The organism is Shinella sp. OV683, assembly GCF_057787725.1.
The window spans coordinates 2952243-2969940 of sequence record NZ_CM173543.1 but is presented as its reverse complement, the minus strand read 5'-3'; the positions used below and the strand labels follow the sequence as shown (position 1 = coordinate 2969940).

Annotated in this window: 14 protein-coding genes; 7 read left to right on the top strand and 7 right to left on the bottom strand. The window is 60.6% G+C overall.

What is annotated here, in order from left to right; translation table 11 throughout:
• The first annotated feature begins 34 nt into the window (after positions 1–34).
• Positions 35–2215 (top strand): TonB-dependent siderophore receptor, encoded by a 2181-nt coding sequence (locus tag ACXHRN_RS14190; RefSeq protein ID WP_488636961.1) that lies wholly within the window; start codon positions 35–37, stop codon positions 2213–2215.
• A 42-nt stretch (positions 2216–2257) separates the two neighbouring features.
• On the opposite strand, the gene ACXHRN_RS14185 is transcribed toward ACXHRN_RS14190, so the two are convergent.
• Positions 2258–3094, bottom strand: coding sequence for an EamA family transporter (locus tag ACXHRN_RS14185; RefSeq protein WP_488636960.1), 837 nt, complete (start codon positions 3092–3094; stop codon positions 2258–2260).
• Between the two features lie 247 nt (positions 3095–3341).
• Between ACXHRN_RS14185 and ACXHRN_RS14180 the strand changes: the two genes are divergently transcribed.
• On the top strand, positions 3342–3773 hold the full coding sequence (locus ACXHRN_RS14180; protein ID WP_488636959.1) for a VOC family protein: 432 nt from the start codon (positions 3342–3344) through the stop codon (positions 3771–3773).
• A 30-nt stretch (positions 3774–3803) separates the two neighbouring features.
• Here the strand turns inward: ACXHRN_RS14180 and ACXHRN_RS14175 are convergent, their stop codons facing one another.
• Positions 3804–4133 (bottom strand): hypothetical protein, encoded by a 330-nt coding sequence (locus ACXHRN_RS14175; protein WP_488636958.1) that lies wholly within the window; start codon positions 4131–4133, stop codon positions 3804–3806.
• A 72-nt stretch (positions 4134–4205) separates the two neighbouring features.
• Here ACXHRN_RS14175 and ACXHRN_RS14170 point away from each other — a divergent pair, with 72 nt between their 5' ends.
• A complete protein-coding gene (locus ACXHRN_RS14170; protein WP_488636957.1) occupies positions 4206–4637 on the top strand; it encodes a CoA-binding protein in 432 nt (143 codons plus the stop codon).
• Here ACXHRN_RS14170 and ACXHRN_RS14165 read toward each other — a convergent pair whose 3' ends face one another.
• Genes ACXHRN_RS14165 through ACXHRN_RS14155 form a run of 3 tightly spaced genes read right to left on the bottom strand, consistent with a single transcriptional unit; the run spans position 4638 to position 8084 of the window.
• The gene (locus tag ACXHRN_RS14165; RefSeq protein WP_488636956.1) at positions 4638–5552 is read right to left on the bottom strand and encodes a PfkB family carbohydrate kinase; all 915 of its coding nucleotides are present in this window, start codon (positions 5550–5552) and stop codon (positions 4638–4640) included. It lies immediately after the preceding gene.
• 4 nt (positions 5553–5556) lie between these two features.
• A complete protein-coding gene (locus tag ACXHRN_RS14160; protein WP_488636955.1) occupies positions 5557–6549 on the bottom strand; it encodes a sugar phosphate isomerase/epimerase family protein in 993 nt (330 codons plus the stop codon).
• Positions 6550–6590: 41 nt separating this feature from the next.
• Positions 6591–8084 (bottom strand): hypothetical protein, encoded by a 1494-nt coding sequence (locus tag ACXHRN_RS14155; protein WP_488636954.1) that lies wholly within the window; start codon positions 8082–8084, stop codon positions 6591–6593.
• 268 nt (positions 8085–8352) lie between these two features.
• On the opposite strand from ACXHRN_RS14155, the gene cckA reads away from it, so the two are divergent.
• Together cckA and ACXHRN_RS14145 are read left to right on the top strand one after the other, a co-directional pair.
• A complete protein-coding gene (gene cckA, locus ACXHRN_RS14150; protein WP_488636953.1) occupies positions 8353–10989 on the top strand; it encodes a cell cycle histidine kinase CckA in 2637 nt (878 codons plus the stop codon).
• On the top strand, positions 10979–11521 hold the full coding sequence (locus ACXHRN_RS14145; protein ID WP_488636952.1) for a DUF924 family protein: 543 nt from the start codon (positions 10979–10981) through the stop codon (positions 11519–11521). The genes cckA and ACXHRN_RS14145 overlap by 11 nt, the downstream gene beginning before the upstream one ends.
• Before the next feature lie 39 nt (positions 11522–11560).
• Here the strand turns inward: ACXHRN_RS14145 and ACXHRN_RS14140 are convergent, their stop codons facing one another.
• Complete coding sequence (locus tag ACXHRN_RS14140; RefSeq protein WP_488636951.1) at positions 11561–12487, bottom strand: pseudouridine-5'-phosphate glycosidase; 927 nt, start codon at positions 12485–12487, stop codon at positions 11561–11563.
• A gap of 36 nt (positions 12488–12523) precedes the next feature.
• A complete protein-coding gene (locus ACXHRN_RS14135; RefSeq protein WP_488636950.1) occupies positions 12524–13465 on the bottom strand; it encodes a carbohydrate kinase family protein in 942 nt (313 codons plus the stop codon).
• A gap of 236 nt (positions 13466–13701) precedes the next feature.
• Between ACXHRN_RS14135 and recA the strand changes: the two genes are divergently transcribed.
• Complete coding sequence (recA, locus tag ACXHRN_RS14130) at positions 13702–14790, top strand: recombinase RecA (protein WP_488636949.1); 1089 nt, start codon at positions 13702–13704, stop codon at positions 14788–14790.
• Between the two features lie 170 nt (positions 14791–14960).
• Entirely contained in the window at positions 14961–17618 is a 2658-nt protein-coding gene (gene alaS, locus ACXHRN_RS14125; protein WP_488636948.1) for an alanine--tRNA ligase, read from the top strand.
• Positions 17619–17698 lie beyond the last annotated feature (80 nt).

The window sequence follows — 17698 nt, the reverse complement described above, 5'->3', positions numbered from 1 at the left end:
GACGGGGCAAACGAGAGTACGGAAGGGCACAACAATGAACAATCACAACAGACTACGATCATCCACCTGCTGGTCAGGCGGCGGACATTTCGCCTCGATCATGACAGCGCTTGCACTCGCGGCGTTTCTGCCCGGCACGGCAATCGGCCAGGAAAGCCAAACTCCGACGCAGCTCAAGCCAATCGTCGTTGACAGCGCTGACGAGGGTGTCGCCGCAAAGGCCGCCGACAACGACACGATCGTTCCGGTCGAAAACGAAAGCGCGCTGAAAACCGATACGCCGCTGGTCAAGACATCGCGCAGCGTTTCGGTGATCACGCGCACCGAGATGGAGGACAGGGCCGTCACCGACATGATCCAGGCGGTGCGCTACTCCGCTGGGGTGAACACCGGCCAGTTCGGCTTCGATCCGCGTTTTGACCAGATCAGCATACGTGGCTATTCCACTGTGACGACAGGCGATTTCCGCGACGGGCTTCGCCAGCCCTATATGAACTACGCGACCTATCGCACCGAAACCTATGGGCTCGACCGCGTCGAGGTTCTCAAGGGCCCGGCTTCGGTCCTCTATGGCGCATCGAGCGCTGCCGGCATCGTCAACCGGGTGTCGAAATTCGCCGACGGCCTCGACCACGGCGAAGTGGAAACCCAGTATGGCAGCCATGACCGCAAGCAGGTGGCACTCGACTACGGCGCCGTGTCCACTCAGAATGACGCATTTTCGTGGCGCATCATCGGCGTGGCGCGGGACGGCGATACCAGCTACGGCATTGCCGACGATCGGCTGCTGCTGCAGCCATCCGTGCGCTGGGCACCGGATGACGGCACGTCACTGACCGTCTACGCCATAGCACAAAAGGACGAGACGGATGTCAACGTGCAGACGTTCAAGCACAACGGCGACATCCTGCGCTACAGCGACCCCGAATTCGATCGCCAGAAGGTCGAGCAATTCCAGACCGGCTACAAGTTCGAGCACGAGTTCGACAACGGCCTGAAGTTCAAGCAGCATGTCCGTTACAGCTATCTCGATCTCTGGGGCCGCTACCTCGATCAAGCGGAAGTCGATCCGGCGACCAACATCATGAGCCGCTATCCCGTCGTGTTGACCGATCACCAGAACGTATTTCAGGCCGACAACCGGCTGGAAGGTACGTTCGATACCGGTCCGGTCGAACACAAGCTGATCGGCGGGCTTGATTACACCTGGATCACGTCCGATTTCGGTCTCGGTATGGGCGATGTCGATCCGCGCTACAATCTTGATCTCAACAATCCGACCGTGGGCTTCAGCGGTCCCACGCCCGATATCACGACGCGTACCGGGCTGGATCAGGTCCAGACCGGCCTCTACCTTCAGGACCAGCTTAATTATGAGAACTGGAATGCCGTCCTCGGCGTTCGCCACGATTGGCTAAGCCAGACCGCAACCGATGACGTCGCAGGCGTCGAAACCGGTGCCAGGGATCAGGGCGCATGGTCCTATCAGGGTGGTCTGCTCTATCATTTCGACAGTGGTCTTGCGCCTTACGTCAACTATGCGACATCCTTCGTTCCACAAAGCCAACTGGCCGAGAACGGCGCCATGCTGGACCCGATGACCGGCAAGCAGCTGGAAGTCGGCATCAAGTTTCAGCCGGACGGCGCCGACTATTCGGTCTCGGCCGCCTATTATCATCTCGTGCAGTCCAACGCCGCCAAATATGCCGGAATGAACGATACGGTGGGATATTTCTACCGAGCCATCGGTGAAGTCACCTCCGACGGTTTCGAAGTGGAGGCGCGCAAGCATTTTACCAGCGGCTTCAGCCTGATCGCCGCCTACGCTTACAACGATGCTGTCATCACCCAATCCGATAATGCGAGCCAGATCGGCAACCAACCATCAACGACCCCATTCCGCACAGCGTCGCTGTGGGCGGATTACGAAGTGCCCGAAGACACGGCGTTCGCAGGCCTGAAGGGCGGCGTGGGCATCCGCTACAACAGCGGTTCGTTCAAGGACGATGACAATGTGTCTCGAAACAAGAGCGCCCACTACCTCGATGCCGCACTCAGCTTCGATTTCGGCAAGCAAAAGCCTGATTTGAAGGGGCTCATCGCATCCGTGGGCGTCAACAACATCTTCGACAAACGGACCGAGGTCTGCACGGACGGATACTGCTATTTCAGCGAAGGCCGTACCATTGTCGGCTCTTTGAAGTACAAGTTCTAATTCAGGGGAGGGGCGGATATGCCGCCCCTATCCCAACGTGCCCTATCCCAACTTCATGGTCAGGGCACCTATCGCAATCATCGCTCCGGCCATGTAGCGCCAGACGCTGGCTTTTTCCTTGAGGATGAATATCGAGATCAGCAGTGCGAACAGGATCGATGTTTCGCGTAACGCAGCGACCGCCGCGATCGGCGCCTTGGTCATGGCAAACAACGCCAGCCCGTAGGACGCAACCGATCCGAAGCCACCGATCAGGCCGCGCGGCCAGCTCTTGCGAGCATGCGCGAGCACCGGAGGAATGCCACGCATATAGAACGCATAGGCAAACAGCGGAATCGGCGGCAGGATGGAAATCCACAGTGTATAGGAGATGGGATCTCCGGCAATGCGGGCGCCGATGCCGTCGACATATGTATAGAGCGCGATGACGCCGGAATTGATCAGCGCCACGACGATTGCCTTACCATTGCTGCCGCGAAAATCGGCCGCGATCGTCAGTACACCGGCCGAAATGAACACCACGCCGGCAAACATGATCGGCGACAGCGTTTCGCCCAGAATCGCCCCACTGGTGGTGGCAACGATCAATGGTGCCACGCCGCGCATCAGCGGATAGACCAGCCCGATATCGCCGAGCTTGTATGCTGTTCCGACCAGTTGATAATAGGTGAAATGCACCATCACCGAGGCGATGATATAGGGCCAGGCGCCCGCATGCGGCATCGGCAGGAAGGGCAGGGCACAAAGTGCGACGAAACCCGAGCCCAGTGCCACCATGGTGGAATCGAGTTGCTTGTCGGTGCCCGATTTGACCAGTGCATTCCACGTGGCATGCAAAGCGGCCCCGAGCAGGACAAGCAGAACGATTTCGATGGGCATTCGGACTTCCAATATGATGGATGGAGAGAAAATCGAGGGCGCGGCGCACTCTCATCCGAGTCTCCGCCAAAATCACAGCATATTCGATTGCTAGAACAACTCTGTTCAAAAAAGGTCGCTCGGTAGGCGATGCGCGGCGCCGTCAAAGCGTCGTCAAAGATCAAAGGAATTGATTTCTGCATTGACGCTTTGTGAATGCTTGAGTACATAAATCAAACATAACAAGTACAAAAAGGGAATAATGCTGATGTCTATCGACCGCAGGATTTCGCTGATCACCCTTGGCGTCGAAGACGTTGCCCGTGCGACCGAATTCTATGAGAAGCTCGGCTGGACGAAATCGGAAGCGAGCCAGGACTCGGTGACGTTCATCCGGCTCAAGGGCACGGTGCTCGGCCTGTTTTCGCGCCAGGCCCTTGCCGAGGATGCGCAGGTGCAAGATACGCCAAAAGGCTTTTCCGGCATCACGCTTGCCCACAATGTGTCGAGCGAGCGCGGCGTGGACGCGGTTTTCAAGTTCGTGCTGTCCTGCGGTGCCACCGAGATCAAGAAGCCGGAAAAGGTGTTCTGGGGAGGCTATTCCGGCTATTTTGCCGATCCCGACGGTCATCTCTGGGAAGTCGCCTACAATCCATTTTTCCCGATGGATGCCGAGGGTCACGTCATCCTGCCGGAGTAGCGCCTGACGCTGTTCGCGCGATATCGCGGTTCAATAGCAGAATGGGCGGAAGTCGTCACAATCTCTGGTAATGCAGTGCTCAACGAGGCACTGGTCGGTGTCCGCAGATGGAATGAACACACTCTCAATCATCTGATAAGACATGCAGAAGTTGATATTGCGGACATAGCGGTCATAGAGGGTCAGTTCGGGCTTGCGCGGCGAGGGATAGCGGAAGATTGCCGCACCATGCTCGTCGATCAGCGATTGGATCGCGTCGCAGCTGTATTTGAGAGCGCTGTAGCGCGGTGTTGCGGCAGCTGTCGTATGGACCGACGTAAGGGCAAGCAGCAAGGTTGAAATCGTCAATAATTTCGACATCCACTTTCCTCCCGGCTGCTGCAACACTATGTCATTGTTGCGGTTCTTTTAAAATACCAATTCTGGTGAGATATGAAACACGACCACTATGAAGCATCCGAGATTCGTGACGCCCTGACGTCGGTGAAGACGATCGCCGTTGTCGGTGCGTCGGCCAATCCTTCGCGACCGAGCCATGGCGTCATGCGGTTCCTGATCGGCAAGGGCTACACCGTCATTCCGGTCAATCCCGGCCAAGCCGGCCAGGAAATCCACGGCCAGAAAGTCTATGCGAAGCTCGCCGATATCGATGTGCCGATCGACATGGTCGATATCTTCCGCGCAGCAGACCAACTGCCTGGCGTTGTGGATGAAATTCTCGCCCTTCCAAACCTGCCAAAGGTGATTTGGGGCCAGCTGACGGTGCGGCACGACGGTGCTGCCGAAAAGGCCGAGGCGAAGGGCATCAAGGTCATCATGGATCGCTGCCCGGCGATTGAATATCCGCGGCTCATGGCAGCCTGATTACAGTTCGTCTTCGCCGAGGCGTGCGCGGATCTGCACCGGGCGGATCTGATGGCGCTTGTCGAGCTCGGTGGAGACATACACCGCAGCCGCCGCCTGCGCGTAATGGATCGCGGCCTCGAACTCCGACCCCGAGGCGAGCTGGCACACCAGGGCGCCAGTGAAGAAATCACCCGCGCCGTGGCCCGAAACGACTTCCGAGCGAAAAGGTGGCTGGTATTCGGCCCGCCCGCCCGCTCGCAGATGCACGAGGCCGTCGCCGCCGAGCGTGACGATCACCCTCGATACCCACAGGCTGAGCAGCTTGGCCGCTTCCACCGCGTCTGCACGGGTCTCCACCGGAATGCCCGACAGACCTGTCGCTTCGACGCGATTGACGACGAGGATGTCGATGAGATCAGCCAATTCAGCCACCAGCGGCCGGGCAGGGGCAGCATTCAGCACCGTGACCATGCCGGCCGCGCGGGCCTTGCGCGCGAATTCGATATTGACGCTTTCGGGAATTTCATTTTGCAGCAGCAGATAGCCGGCATCACCGGGAAAAGCGACCTTGCTGGCATCGAGGGTGAGGTTGGAGCCTGAAACAATGACCGCACCATATTCGCCCACCGGATTGACGATCGCGATGCTCATGCCGGTGGTTTCGCTCTTGCCTGTCTGCATGAGCGAGATATCGACACCGGCTGCCGCGAGGTTTTCGACGAGGGCCTTGCCCTGCGCATCATCGCCGACACGGCCTGCCATATAACAGCGTCCGGCATTATGGGCGATCGCAGCTGCCTGGTTGCGGCCCTTGCCACCGGAGATGTAGCGGACCGAAGTGCCTGGCAGCGTTTCGTCGAAATCGGGCAGGCGCTCCGCATTGACGATGACATCGTGATGCAGGGATCCCGCAACCAGTATCGACTTCGCCATAGGCTTAATTCTCCCGATAGATTTCCTGCATGATGATGCGCTGGCTGATAGCCGCGTCCTGCTTGGCGATAGCTTGCCCGAGGCCAACATGTCCCGCAAGCCTGTCTGCGATCGCCATCAGCCTTTTGGCCGAGAGGATGTTCGTCCGGCATTCCTCGACGGGATCGAGGCCTCCGTGGTCCGGGAACGTGTCGAAATAGATCGCTTTGTCGTAGCCGTTGTTCTTGAGCTCGATCAGCAGTTCGATCGTCTGCACCGGGTGAACCGTGCCAATCATCAATCCGTCATCGCGTTTGCCGTAGCCGTCGTTGAGATGAACCCCGAGAATGCGGGAATGCCGGGCGGCGAGATGTGCCGAATGGGCAGGGATCTCGTCGGCAAACAGCACATGGCAGAAATCGAGCGTCACGCCGAGATTGGCCGAGCCGGCTTCACGGATCGCCAGCAGCGTCGTGCCGATGTCTGGCATCAATGCATAGGAGCGCGGCTCGTTGGGCTTGTATTCGATGGCGATGTCGCAGCCGGCGTCATGGGCACAGACTTCCTGGATCGCAGAGATCGTGTCATCCCACATTCTCCGGTAGTTGCCCTGGAAGGAGTAGTCCAGGCCATCCTGTCCCATCCACAGCGTCATCAGGCTGCTGCCCATTTCGCGCACGGCGTCGATACCACGTTTGGTGATGTCGATCGCTGCGCGTCGAACCTTGGCGTCTGGATGCGTGAAGGCTCCGAGCTTGAAGCCGGGGTCGGTGTAATAGCGCATCGCCCCGCCATTCAGCGTCACGCCGAGATCGGCCATCCGCGCGGCGAGCTCCTTAGGGGTCGTGTCGGAGAAATGATCGGGATAATTGAGATCGGCCGCATTCAGGCCTTCGACGGTCGCTGCTCGCTCCAGCAGGTCCAGCGTCGTGATGCGATTCTTGCCTGGCCAATAGGTGGCGGCATCCATCTTGAAGGCGTTGAGGCGGGCGGCGAAAAGCTGCGGCTGTGCTGTCATGATGTCCCAATTGTCCCCGTATGCCGTCGGCAATTCAGCCCTTAGAGACTGTCAGTTTTCTTGTTGAGCGTGATTTCGCCGAGCCGGCGCGCCATGTCCTGCTCGACCGAAAGGCCGGGCGTAGCACCCGTCACCACATGGGCGGGTTCGCGGGGAACGGGATAGACGCTGTTGCGCGCGGCGGCATCGCGAGGCTCGATCTCGACATGTGGCGCTGTGCCATCGTCGAGGATGCCGCCCTTTTGAAGCTCCACTTCGAGCAGTTTCTCGAAATCGCTGGCCAGTGCGTCGCGACGCTGGTCGGAAAGATTTTCGGCATAGGCGGGATTGAATGTCGGTTCTGCACGCTCGCGTTCGGCCTCTGCAATGCGCTCGGCTTCGGCGCGCCGCTCGGCCTCGTCAGCCAGGGCGCGTCTCTCGGCTGCCTCTGCCTGTGCGCGCCGCTCTGCCGCTTCCTCGTGAGCGCGCTTTTCCGCTTCGGCACGCAGGCGAGCCGATTCGATCCTGCGCGCTTCGGCACGCTCCCGCTCAAGCCGTTCGGCTTCGAGTCGCTGTGCCGCCTGTTGCTGGGCCTGCAGGCGTTCGGCCTCTTCACGCTGCGCCGCCTGCTGCCGCGCGTCCTCTTCGAGTTCTGCCGCCTGCTGTCGCATGGCATCCTCGCGCTCCGCCTGTTGTCGGGCTGCCTCCGCCCGCTGGGCTTCCTGCCGTTGCGCCTCGATCTTGGCGGCCTCGACGCGCAATCCTTCGATCCGCGCAGCCTCAAGCCGTTCGGCCATTGCCTTGACGGCAGCTTCCTCAGCGGCAGCCTTCTGTTCTTCAGCCAGGCTTTGCGTCGAAAGCACGCGTTCGCGGGCCTGATCGAGCATGTCTTCCGCCCTGGCGGCGAGGGGCTGCTCGGCCGGAGTTACCACCGGCTGGGCAGAAATGGCAGGCTGTGCTGGTCGGATCACGGGCGCTGGCTCGCCACCGAATGGCTCGCGATCCTCGTCGTAGAGCATACTGCCCATGGCCGAGATACCCTTGGCGTCAGCTGGCTGGATTGTCGGTTCGACCTGTTCCCTTGCCTGCTGCCTTTCGACATGTCTCGGACGTTGGCCGACATCGGCATTGGCCGCCTGCCTGGCCTGTGCAGGTCTCGCGGCTTCGGCGACCTTGGCGACGGGGGCAGCGATCGCCGCCCGGATCTCCGGCGCAATCGCGCGTTCCGGCACGGTTTCGACCGCCTGCTGGATGGCCGGCTGACGGCTGACGCCATTGATTCCCGTCTCGATGACGATATCGGTCGGGCCGCCGATCATGATGAGGTGCTCGGTCTCGTCGCGGCGGATCAGCACCAGCCGTCGCTTGGCGTCAATGGCAGCGGCGTCCAGCACCATGAGACGATGCTCGCGCCCCCGTCCGCCCTTGACGAACAGCGGCGAATTCTTGCGTTTGAGAAAGATCAGAACCACGATGAGGATGACGAACGCGAGAGCCACGCCGCCAATGGCGATCATCAATCGGGGGGCAAGGTCCGGTGCCAATCCTTCGAGCATGGTCTGATCCTTTTTAATGTTCTGGACGAAAGACGATCCGTAGGATTACAGGTCATTGACGGCATTTTTCCGGCTTTGCAAGCAATTTTACGTTTTCGCGCCGCAAGCCTGAAGGCAACAGTGGATTGCGCATTTCGCTGCCCGGCCGGATTCAACGGTGTATAGATGCGTCAGGTGCTTTGTGATGCCCGTGCGACTTGCTAAGGATGATTCGAGGCCGGAAAAGCGTTGACGCGGGTGGTATTTCCGGCAGCATATCGAGGACTGGATGGCGAAGCAGGCTGCGGTGGATGATCCCCTGAAACCGGTTGTTGAAAACTCCCAGCGGCCGGGCACAGCCTTGCGGCTGATCGTGCTTGCCGTGATCTTGTTAGCAACGGCTGCAGCCTTCGTTTGGTTCCGCGACCAACTCGAAAACGAGATCGTTCTCGGCATCCTTGGCGTGCTGGCGATGGCCGGTATTTTCTTTCTGGTCTCCGCGCTGGTCGGCTTCGTCGAGGTCATGCCGCAGGGCCGCACCGACAATGTCGCGCGCGCCGTGCTCAACAGCCATCCCGACGGCAGCCTGATCACCGACCGCAAGGGCCGCATCGTCTATGCCAATGCCGCCTATGGCCGGATGACCGGCAGCGACACCAGCGGTCCGGCATCGCTCGAAAACCTGCTGTCGAAAAATCGTGAATCCACCGAAGCCGTCTATCGCCTGACCAATGGTCTGATGGAGGGCAAGGCGGGCTACGAGGAATTTCGCCTGCCGCGGCCGCTCGGCCAGAGCGACAACCAGGGACAGCCTGCCTGGTGGTATCGGCTCAAGGCGCGACCGCTGACCATCACTGAGGAACCCGGCGGTCCATTCTTCATCTGGCAGATCTCTGATATCACCGCCGAGCGCGGCGAGCAGGAGAAGTTCTTCCGCGAGCTACAGAATGCCATCGACTATCTCGACCATGCGCCGGCCGGCTTCTTCTCGGCGGGTCGCAAGGGTGAGATCTTCTACGTCAATGCGACGCTCGCAGATTGGCTGGGCATCGACCTGACCAAATTCCAGCCGGGCTCGTTGATGATCCGCGATATCTGTGCGGGCGAGGGGCTGATGCGGCTGGAGACCATCCATCCGGAACCGGGCCAGAACCGCACCGAGACGCTGGATCTCGATTTCCGCAAAGTCGGCGGCCAGAGCCTGCCAGTGCGTATCGTCCATCGCGTTTCGACGACCAAGGACGGCGCGCCCGGCGAGAGCCGGACCATCGTGCTGCAGCGCAGCCGTGAGGAAGCCGGCACGCAGGAGGACTCCTCCGCGGCGATGCGCTTCAATCGCTTCTTCAACAACACGCCGATGGCGATTGCGTCGGTCGACGGCAACGGCCGCATATTGCGGACCAACACCCAGTTCATGCGGTTGTTTGCCGGCGTCGGCGCGGACGGCCCGGGTGAGGGCAATAAGTACCTCTTCGGTATCGTGCCTGAAACCGAGCGCGAGAGCCTGCAGGCTGCGCTGGTGGCCGCCAAGGATCGCAAGGTCGATATCGAGCCGGTCGAGGCCCGCCATCCCACGGAAGAGGGGCGCTATTTCCGCTTCTACGTCAATGCAGTGATCGACCAGTCCGACGAGGCGCCGGAAGAGGCCGCCATCGTCTATGCCGTCGAGACGACACAGCAGAAGGCACTGGAAAACCAGATGGCGCAGACGCAGAAGATGAATGCTGTGGGCACGCTGGCCGGCGGCATCGCCCACGACTTCAATAACGTGCTGACAGCGATCCTGCTGTCGTCCGACCATCTGCTGCTGCAAGCCCGGCAATCCGATTCCAGCTTTGCCGACTTGATGGAGATCAAGCGCAACGCCAATCGCGCCGCAGTTCTGGTGCGTCAGTTGCTGGCCTTCTCGCGCAAGCAGACGCTTCGCCCGGCCGTCATCAATCTCACCGATGCGATCGGTGACCTGCGCATGCTGGTCACCCGCATGCTCTCGGGCACCAAGGTCAAGCTCGAGATCGACTATGGTCGAGACCTCTGGCCCGTAAAGACCGACCTGTCGCAATTCGAGCAGGTGATGGTCAATCTCTCGGTCAATGCACGCGACGCAATGCCGGACGGCGGCACGCTGACGATCCGCACTCGCAATGTGCCGGCCGCCGATGTCGCCGACTTCAATTTCCGCGGTCTGCCGGCTGAGGATTTCGTGCTTGTCGACGTCGCTGATGCCGGCACCGGTATCGCACCCGAGATCATGGACAAGATCTTCGAACCCTTCTTCACCACCAAGGATATCGGCAAGGGTACCGGCCTTGGCCTGTCGATGGTCTATGGCATCATCAAGCAGTCCGGTGGCTATGTCTTCCCGGAATCCGAGGTGGGCAAGGGTACGACGTTCCATATCTTCCTGCCGCGGCACATCGTTGTGGAAACGCCTGAATCGCCCGCCGCCGACGCCGCTGACGTTGCTGCCAAATCCGAGGGCGCCATCAGAATGGCTGCGTCCGAAGAGCTCGACCTCACCGGCAATTCTGCCGTCGTCCTGCTTGTCGAGGACGAGGAGGCGGTCCGTCGCGGCGGCAAGCGCATGCTGGAAGCCCGCGGCTATACCGTGCATGAGGCGGGATCGGGCGTCGAAGCGCTGGAGATCCTTGAAGAGTTGAATGGCGCAATCGACATCGTGGTCTCCGACGTCGTCATGCCTGAAATGGATGGACCGACGCTGTTGGGCGAGATCCGCAAGTTCTATCCGGACATGAAATTCGTCTTCGTCTCCGGCTTTGCCGAAGATGCCTTTGCCCGCAACCTGCCGGAAGGCTCGAAATTCGGCTTCCTGCCAAAACCCTTCACGCTCAAGCAGTTAGCGACGACCGTTCGCGAAATGCTCGACGGAAAAGTGCCGAAAGGACAGGACCCTCATGAATCCTGACATTCAAGCCGTCCTCGATTTCTGGTTCGCACCGGGCATGCAGGAGAAGTGGTTCGAGCGCAGTGATGACTTCGACCGTCAAATCGTCGAACATTTCGGCGCACTTTATGAACGAGCGCGCCTCGGGGAGTTGAGCGACTGGTCAGAGAGCCGCGAGGGCGCTGTGGCCCTGACGATCGTGCTCGATCAGTTTCCGCGCAACATGTTCCGCGGCTCGCCGCGCGCTTTCGAAAGCGACCAGCAGGCACGCACGCTCTGCCGCAAGGTCCTGGCAAAGGGATTTGACCTGCAAAGTACTTTCGACGAGCGGCGTTTTCTTTATCTGCCACTTGAGCACAGCGAAGCGTTGCGCGACCAGAAGGACAGCGTCGCAGCATTCAAAGTCCTGGGCGACGAAGAGTCGCTCGACTACGCCATCCAGCACCACGACATCATTGCGCAGTTCGGTTGTTTCCCGCACCGCAACGCGGTGGTCGGTCGTGAAAACACGCCTGAGGAAACAGAGTTCCTCAAGACGCATTCAGGCTTCTAAGAGTTGGCCACCTGAGATTTCTCAGGCCGCCTGAAATTTTCAGGCCTTGTGGCCGAGCGCGATGGCAATGCGGGATGCAAGGCGCGCGTTGTTCTCGACCAGTGCAATGTTGGTCGCGAGGCTGCGGCCGCCGGTGAGATGGAAGATGCTCGAAAGCAGATAGGGCGTGACCGCCTTGCCCGAGATTTCGTCTTCCTCGGCATTGTCCAATGCGCGGTTGATATAAATTTCCATCTCGTCGCTCGGGATTTCTGCATCTTCCGGCACCGGATTGCCGATCAGCATGCCGCCGCCGATGCCCAGTGCCTCGCGCTTGCGCTGGAAATTAGCAATGCCTGATGGGCTGTCGAGACGCAGCGGGCTCTTCAGCCCCGAACTGCGCGACCAGAATGCCGGAAACTCGTCCTGGCCGACTGTCACCACCGGCACGCCGCGTGTTTCAAGCACTTCGAGGGTTTTGGGAATGTCGAGGATCGCCTTGGCTCCGGCGCAGATAACGATCACCGGTGTCCGCGCCAGCTCTTCGAGGTCGGCAGAGATATCGAAGCTTTCCTCGGCACCGCGATGTACGCCGCCGATGCCGCCGGTGGCAAAAACATGAATGCCGGCACGCGCCGCAGCGATCATGGTTGCTGCAACCGTGGTGGCGCCCGTGCGGCCCTCGGCGATGGCAAAGGCGAGATCGGCGCGCGACAGTTTCATCGCATCCGGCGTCTGGGCCAGTTGTTCGAGCGTCGCTGCTTCAAGCCCGATGTGCAGCCTGCCGTTGATGACGGCGATCGTGGCCGGCACGGCGCCTTCACGGCGGATGATGTCCTCGACACTCCTCGCCATTTCCAGATTGCCGGGATAGGGCATGCCGTGCGTGATGATGGTCGATTCCAGCGCCACGATGGCTTTGCCGGCCGCTTTTGCAGATGCCACTTCAGCCGAAAAGGTCACGGGGAGGGAGGTGATCTGGTTCATCTGGCAGTCCTGGAAGAGAGTTAGGGTATAGGCGGGTTACAACACTATTTCCGGTTCGGGTACAAGTGAAAGCGTGCGCATCAGCAACTCGCGGGTCAGGTTTTCGGCCGTCGCCATTTCGCTCGCCAGCGCCAGGCGGGCGGAGGCCACGCCAACAGTCAGTGCTGTCGTCAGCGCTTCGCCTTCGACAATTGCGTGCAGAAAGCCGGCAGCAAAGCCATCGCCGGCGCCGGTAACATCGCCGATTGCCGTAAGTTCCGGTGGCAACAAGCATGCGCTTTGCGGGCCTCGCCAAGCAATGACGTCCTGGCGACCGCGGGTGATCGCACCGCCGCGCAATCCGGCACGCCTGAAGATTTCGGGCCATTGCCGATAAGCGGCGGGATCCTCGCCCGTCAGCGCGCGCGCCTCTGCCTCGTTCATGAACAGGAAATCGAAATTATCGAGCAGCGCCTTGTAGCGCACCACCTTGGCCGGCGAGATGCCGATGCCGGCCAGCGGCTTGCCGCCCTCGCGCGCCATGCGGCTGAGTTGGGCGAGCGTCTCCTCAGGCAGATTGGCGTCGGTGAGCAAAGTGTCCGCCGCATCAATGGCATCGCGCACCGCCCGCACCGCCAGCCGGCGTGGGCTGAACATCCGGTAGAGGTCCATATCGGCCAGCGCGATCACCAGATTGCCGTCGCGCTCGAGAATTGCTGTATAGGTCGGGGTCCGCCGGTCGAGAAAGGTAAAGGGCTGGTCGATGACGCCGGCTGCGATCGCCGCTTCCGCCACCGCTTCGCCCTCGGCATCGCCCCCACGCGGCGAGATCAGCGTTACGCTATGGCCGAGCCGGGCGAGGCTGCGGGCTGCATTGAAGCCGCCGCCGCCGGCTTCTTCCTTCCACACGCCGGGATTTGAGGCGCCCGGGGCGGTCGTCCCCGAAATCCGCCCGCGCCGATCGATATGGGCGCCGCCCAGAACGAGGATACCTGTCATGCCTGTCAATCTGCCCCTGTTGTCGAATCATCTTAGCGGCAAACGACGCGGCGAGGCAAGTCGGGGCCTCCGTTAAGCATTTGAAATCCCTTGCGAAACGAAAACGGAACATGGGCCGGATAAATATTTTATTTCAGTTAGTTGCGGCACACTTGCAAATTGAGAACAAATCAAGTACATCGTAATCACGAACAACGCATTGCTTCGATAACCCGATTAACCTAAAGGTGGACAGAATGGCTCAGAATTCATTGCGACTCGTAGAGGAAAAATCGGTGGACAAAAGCAAGGCGCTGGACGCGGCACTCGCTCAGATCGAACGTTCGTTCGGCAAGGGTTCGATCATGCGTCTCGGTTCGAACGAGAATGTGGTGGAGATCGAGACCATTCCCACGGGCTCTCTCGGCCTGGATATCGCGCTCGGCGTCGGCGGCCTGCCCAAGGGCCGCATCATCGAGATCTACGGTCCTGAAAGCTCGGGCAAGACGACGCTGGCGCTGCAGACCATTGCTGAAGCCCAGAAGAAGGGTGGCATATGCGGCTTCGTCGATGCCGAACATGCGCTAGACCCGGTCTATGCCCGCAAGCTCGGCGTCGATCTCGAAAACCTGCTGATCTCGCAGCCGGACACTGGCGAGCAGGCGCTTGAAATCACCGATACGCTGGTTCGTTCCGGCGCCATCGACGTGCTGGTCATCGACTCGGTGGCGGCGCTGACGCCGCGCGCCGAAATCGAAGGCGAGATGGGCGACAGCCTGCCCGGCCTGCAAGCCCGCCTGATGAGCCAGGCGCTGCGCAAGCTGACGGCCTCGATCTCGCGCTCCAACACCATGGTCATCTTCATCAACCAGATCCGCATGAAGATCGGCGTGATGTTCGGCTCGCCCGAAACCACCACCGGCGGCAACGCGCTGAAATTCTATGCTTCCGTTCGCCTCGACATTCGCCGCATCGGCTCGGTCAAGGAACGCGACGAAGTCGTCGGCAACCAGACCCGCGTCAAGGTCGTCAAGAACAAGATGGCGCCTCCCTTCAAGCAGGTCGAATTCGACATCATGTATGGTGAGGGCGTTTCCAAGACCGGCGAGTTGGTTGATCTCGGCGTCAAGGCCGGTATCGTCGAAAAGTCCGGCGCCTGGTTTTCCTATAACAGCCAGCGTCTCGGCCAGGGGCGTGAAAACGCCAAGCTGTTCTTGCGCGACAACCCCGATCTTGCCCGCGAGATCGAGCTAGCCATCCGTCAGAATGCCGGTCTGATCGCTGATCGCTTCCTGGAGAATGGCGGCCCGGAAGCGGGCGAAGAGGATGATGCGCTCGAAGCGTGATCCGCAGCGCGTTGAACCATCGTGAATTTGAGCGCCGGCGGCATGGAAATCATGTCGCCGGCGCTTTGTTGATTGGGCTGCGGGTTGATTTGGGCGTGCCGCGCTCTGGACATGGTTAAGGCCGGGCGATACAAGCCCTTGTTTCGAATTCTAGGTACGAAGGGCATAAAATGAGTGGCGTAAACGAGATCCGGTCGGCGTTTCTGGATTACTTCCGCAAGAACGATCACGAGATCGTTCCGTCCTCGCCGCTCGTGCCGCGCAACGACCCGACATTGATGTTCACCAATGCCGGCATGGTGCAGTTCAAGAACGTCTTCACCGGCCTCGAAAGCCGCCCTTACTCGACGGCTGCGTCTGCGCAGAAATGCGTGCGCGCCGGCGGCAAGCACAATGACCTCGACAATGTCGGCTATACCGCCCGCCATCACACGTTCTTCGAAATGCTCGGCAATTTCTCTTTCGGCGACTACTTCAAGGAACGCGCCATCGAGCTCGCCTGGAACCTGATCACCAAGGAATACGGCATCGACCGCAATCGCCTGCTGGTCACCGTCTATCACACCGATGACGAGGCCTTTGGTCTGTGGAAGAAGATTGCCGGCCTTTCGGAAGACAAGATCATCCGTATTCCGACATCGGACAATTTCTGGGCAATGGGTGACACTGGTCCCTGCGGTCCGTGCTCGGAAATCTTCTACGATCACGGCGACCACATCTGGGGTGGCCCTCCCGGCTCGAAGGACGAAGACGGCGACCGCTTCATTGAGATCTGGAACCTGGTCTTCATGCAGTATGAGCAGCTGACCAAGGAAGAGCGCGTCAATCTTCCGCGCCCTTCGATCGACACCGGCATGGGCCTCGAACGCGTCTCGGCCTTGCTGCAGGGCAAGCATGACAATTACGACACCGACCTGTTCCAAGCGCTGATCGCGGCCTCCATGGCTGCAACCGGCACGGATGCCCAGGGCGACCGTCGCGCCAGCCATCGCGTCATCGCCGATCATCTGCGTTCGACCGCCTTTTTGATTGCCGATGGTGTGCTGCCGTCTAACGAAGGCCGTGGTTACGTACTGCGCCGCATCATGCGCCGCGCGATGCGCCACGGCGAGTTGCTGGGTGCCCGCGAGCCACTGATGTGGAAACTGGTGCCGGCGCTGGTCATGCAGATGGGCGCCGCCTATCCCGAACTCATCCGAGCCGAGGCTCTGATCACCGAGACCCTGAAACTTGAGGAAACTCGCTTCCGCAAGACGCTGGAGCGCGGCCTTGGCCTGCTCAACGATGCGGTCTCCGGTCTGGCCGAAGGTTCCGAGCTCGATGGCGAAACCGCTTTCAAGCTTTACGACACCTATGGCTTCCCGCTCGACCTGACCCAGGACGCATTGCGCCAGAAGAACATCGCCGTCGACACCGAAGGCTTTTCCAAGGCCATGGCCCGCCAAAAGGCCGAAGCCCGCGCCAACTGGTCCGGCTCCGGTGACTCCGCTACCGAGACCGTTTGGTTCGAGGTCAAGGAAGCCAGCGGCGCCACCGAATTCCTGGGCTATGACACCGAGCGAGCCGAAGGCGTGGTGCAGGCCATCGTCGCCAAGGGCGTCTCGATTGCCCAGGCAGCCAAGGGTGATCGGGTCGAGATTGTTGTCAACCAGACGCCATTCTATGCCGAATCCGGTGGCCAGATGGGCGACACCGGCACGATCTCCTTCGAAGGCGGCAAGGCAACCGTCCGCGACACCCAGAAGAAGGGTGACGGCCTGTTCGTGCATATCGCCGAAGTGGTCGAAGGCACGCTGAAGGCAGGCGACGCCGTGATCCTCGAAGTTGATCATGCCAGACGCGGCCGCCTGCGCTCCAACCACTCGGCAACCCACCTCATCCATGAGGCTCTACGCGAAGAGCTCGGCACCCATGTGGCACAGAAGGGTTCGCTTGTCGCGCCCGAGCGCCTGCGGTTCGATATCTCCCATCCGAAGCCAGTGACGGCGGAAGAGATGAAAATTGTCGAAGCCATGGCCAATGAAATCGTCGTCCAGAATTCGCCGGTCACTACGCGCCTGATGAGCGTCGACGACGCCATTGCCGAAGGCGCGATGGCGCTGTTCGGCGAAAAGTATGGCGATGAAGTGCGCGTTGTCGGCATGGGAACGGCCAAGCACGGTCCCAAGGCCGGCAAAGCCTATTCTGTGGAACTCTGCGGCGGCACCCATGTTCGCGAAACCGGCGACATCGGTCTGATCCGTATCCTTAGTGACAGCGCGGTTGGCGCCGGCGTTCGCCGCATTGAAGCGCTGACCGGTGAAGCTGCCCGCGAATATCTCTCGACACAGGATGAACGGGTCAAGTCGCTCGCGTCCATCCTCAAGGTCCAGCCCGATGAAGTCATGGGCCGCGTCGAATCGCTGATGGACGAGCGCCGCAAGCTCGAGCGCGAACTCGCCGACGTCAAAAAGAAGCTGGCGCTCGGCGGTGGCGGAACTGCCGGCAACGACAGCGTCCGCGACATCAATGGCATCAAATTTCTCGGCCGCGTCGTCACCGGCGTCGAGCCCAAGGATCTCAAGGGCCTTGCGGATGAAGGCAAGAAGTCGGCCGGCTCGGGCGTCGTCACATTCATTGGCGTGGCTGAAGATGGCAAGGCAAGCGCCGTGGTTGCAGTGACGGATGATCTCACCAGCCGTTTCAGTGCCGTCGATCTCGTGCGGATTGCATCGCAGGCGCTGGGTGGCAAGGGCGGCGGCGGCCGCCCCGACATGGCCCAGGCAGGCGGCCCCGACGGTGCGCAGGCGGAAAGTGCGATCGAGGCCGTGGCGGCTGCGCTCGGCTGACCTGCCAGCCTGCCAGGACAACATGGTTTGCGGTGGCGCGGAAACGCGCCACATTTTCCCTCGCAAATCTGGCGAAGTGT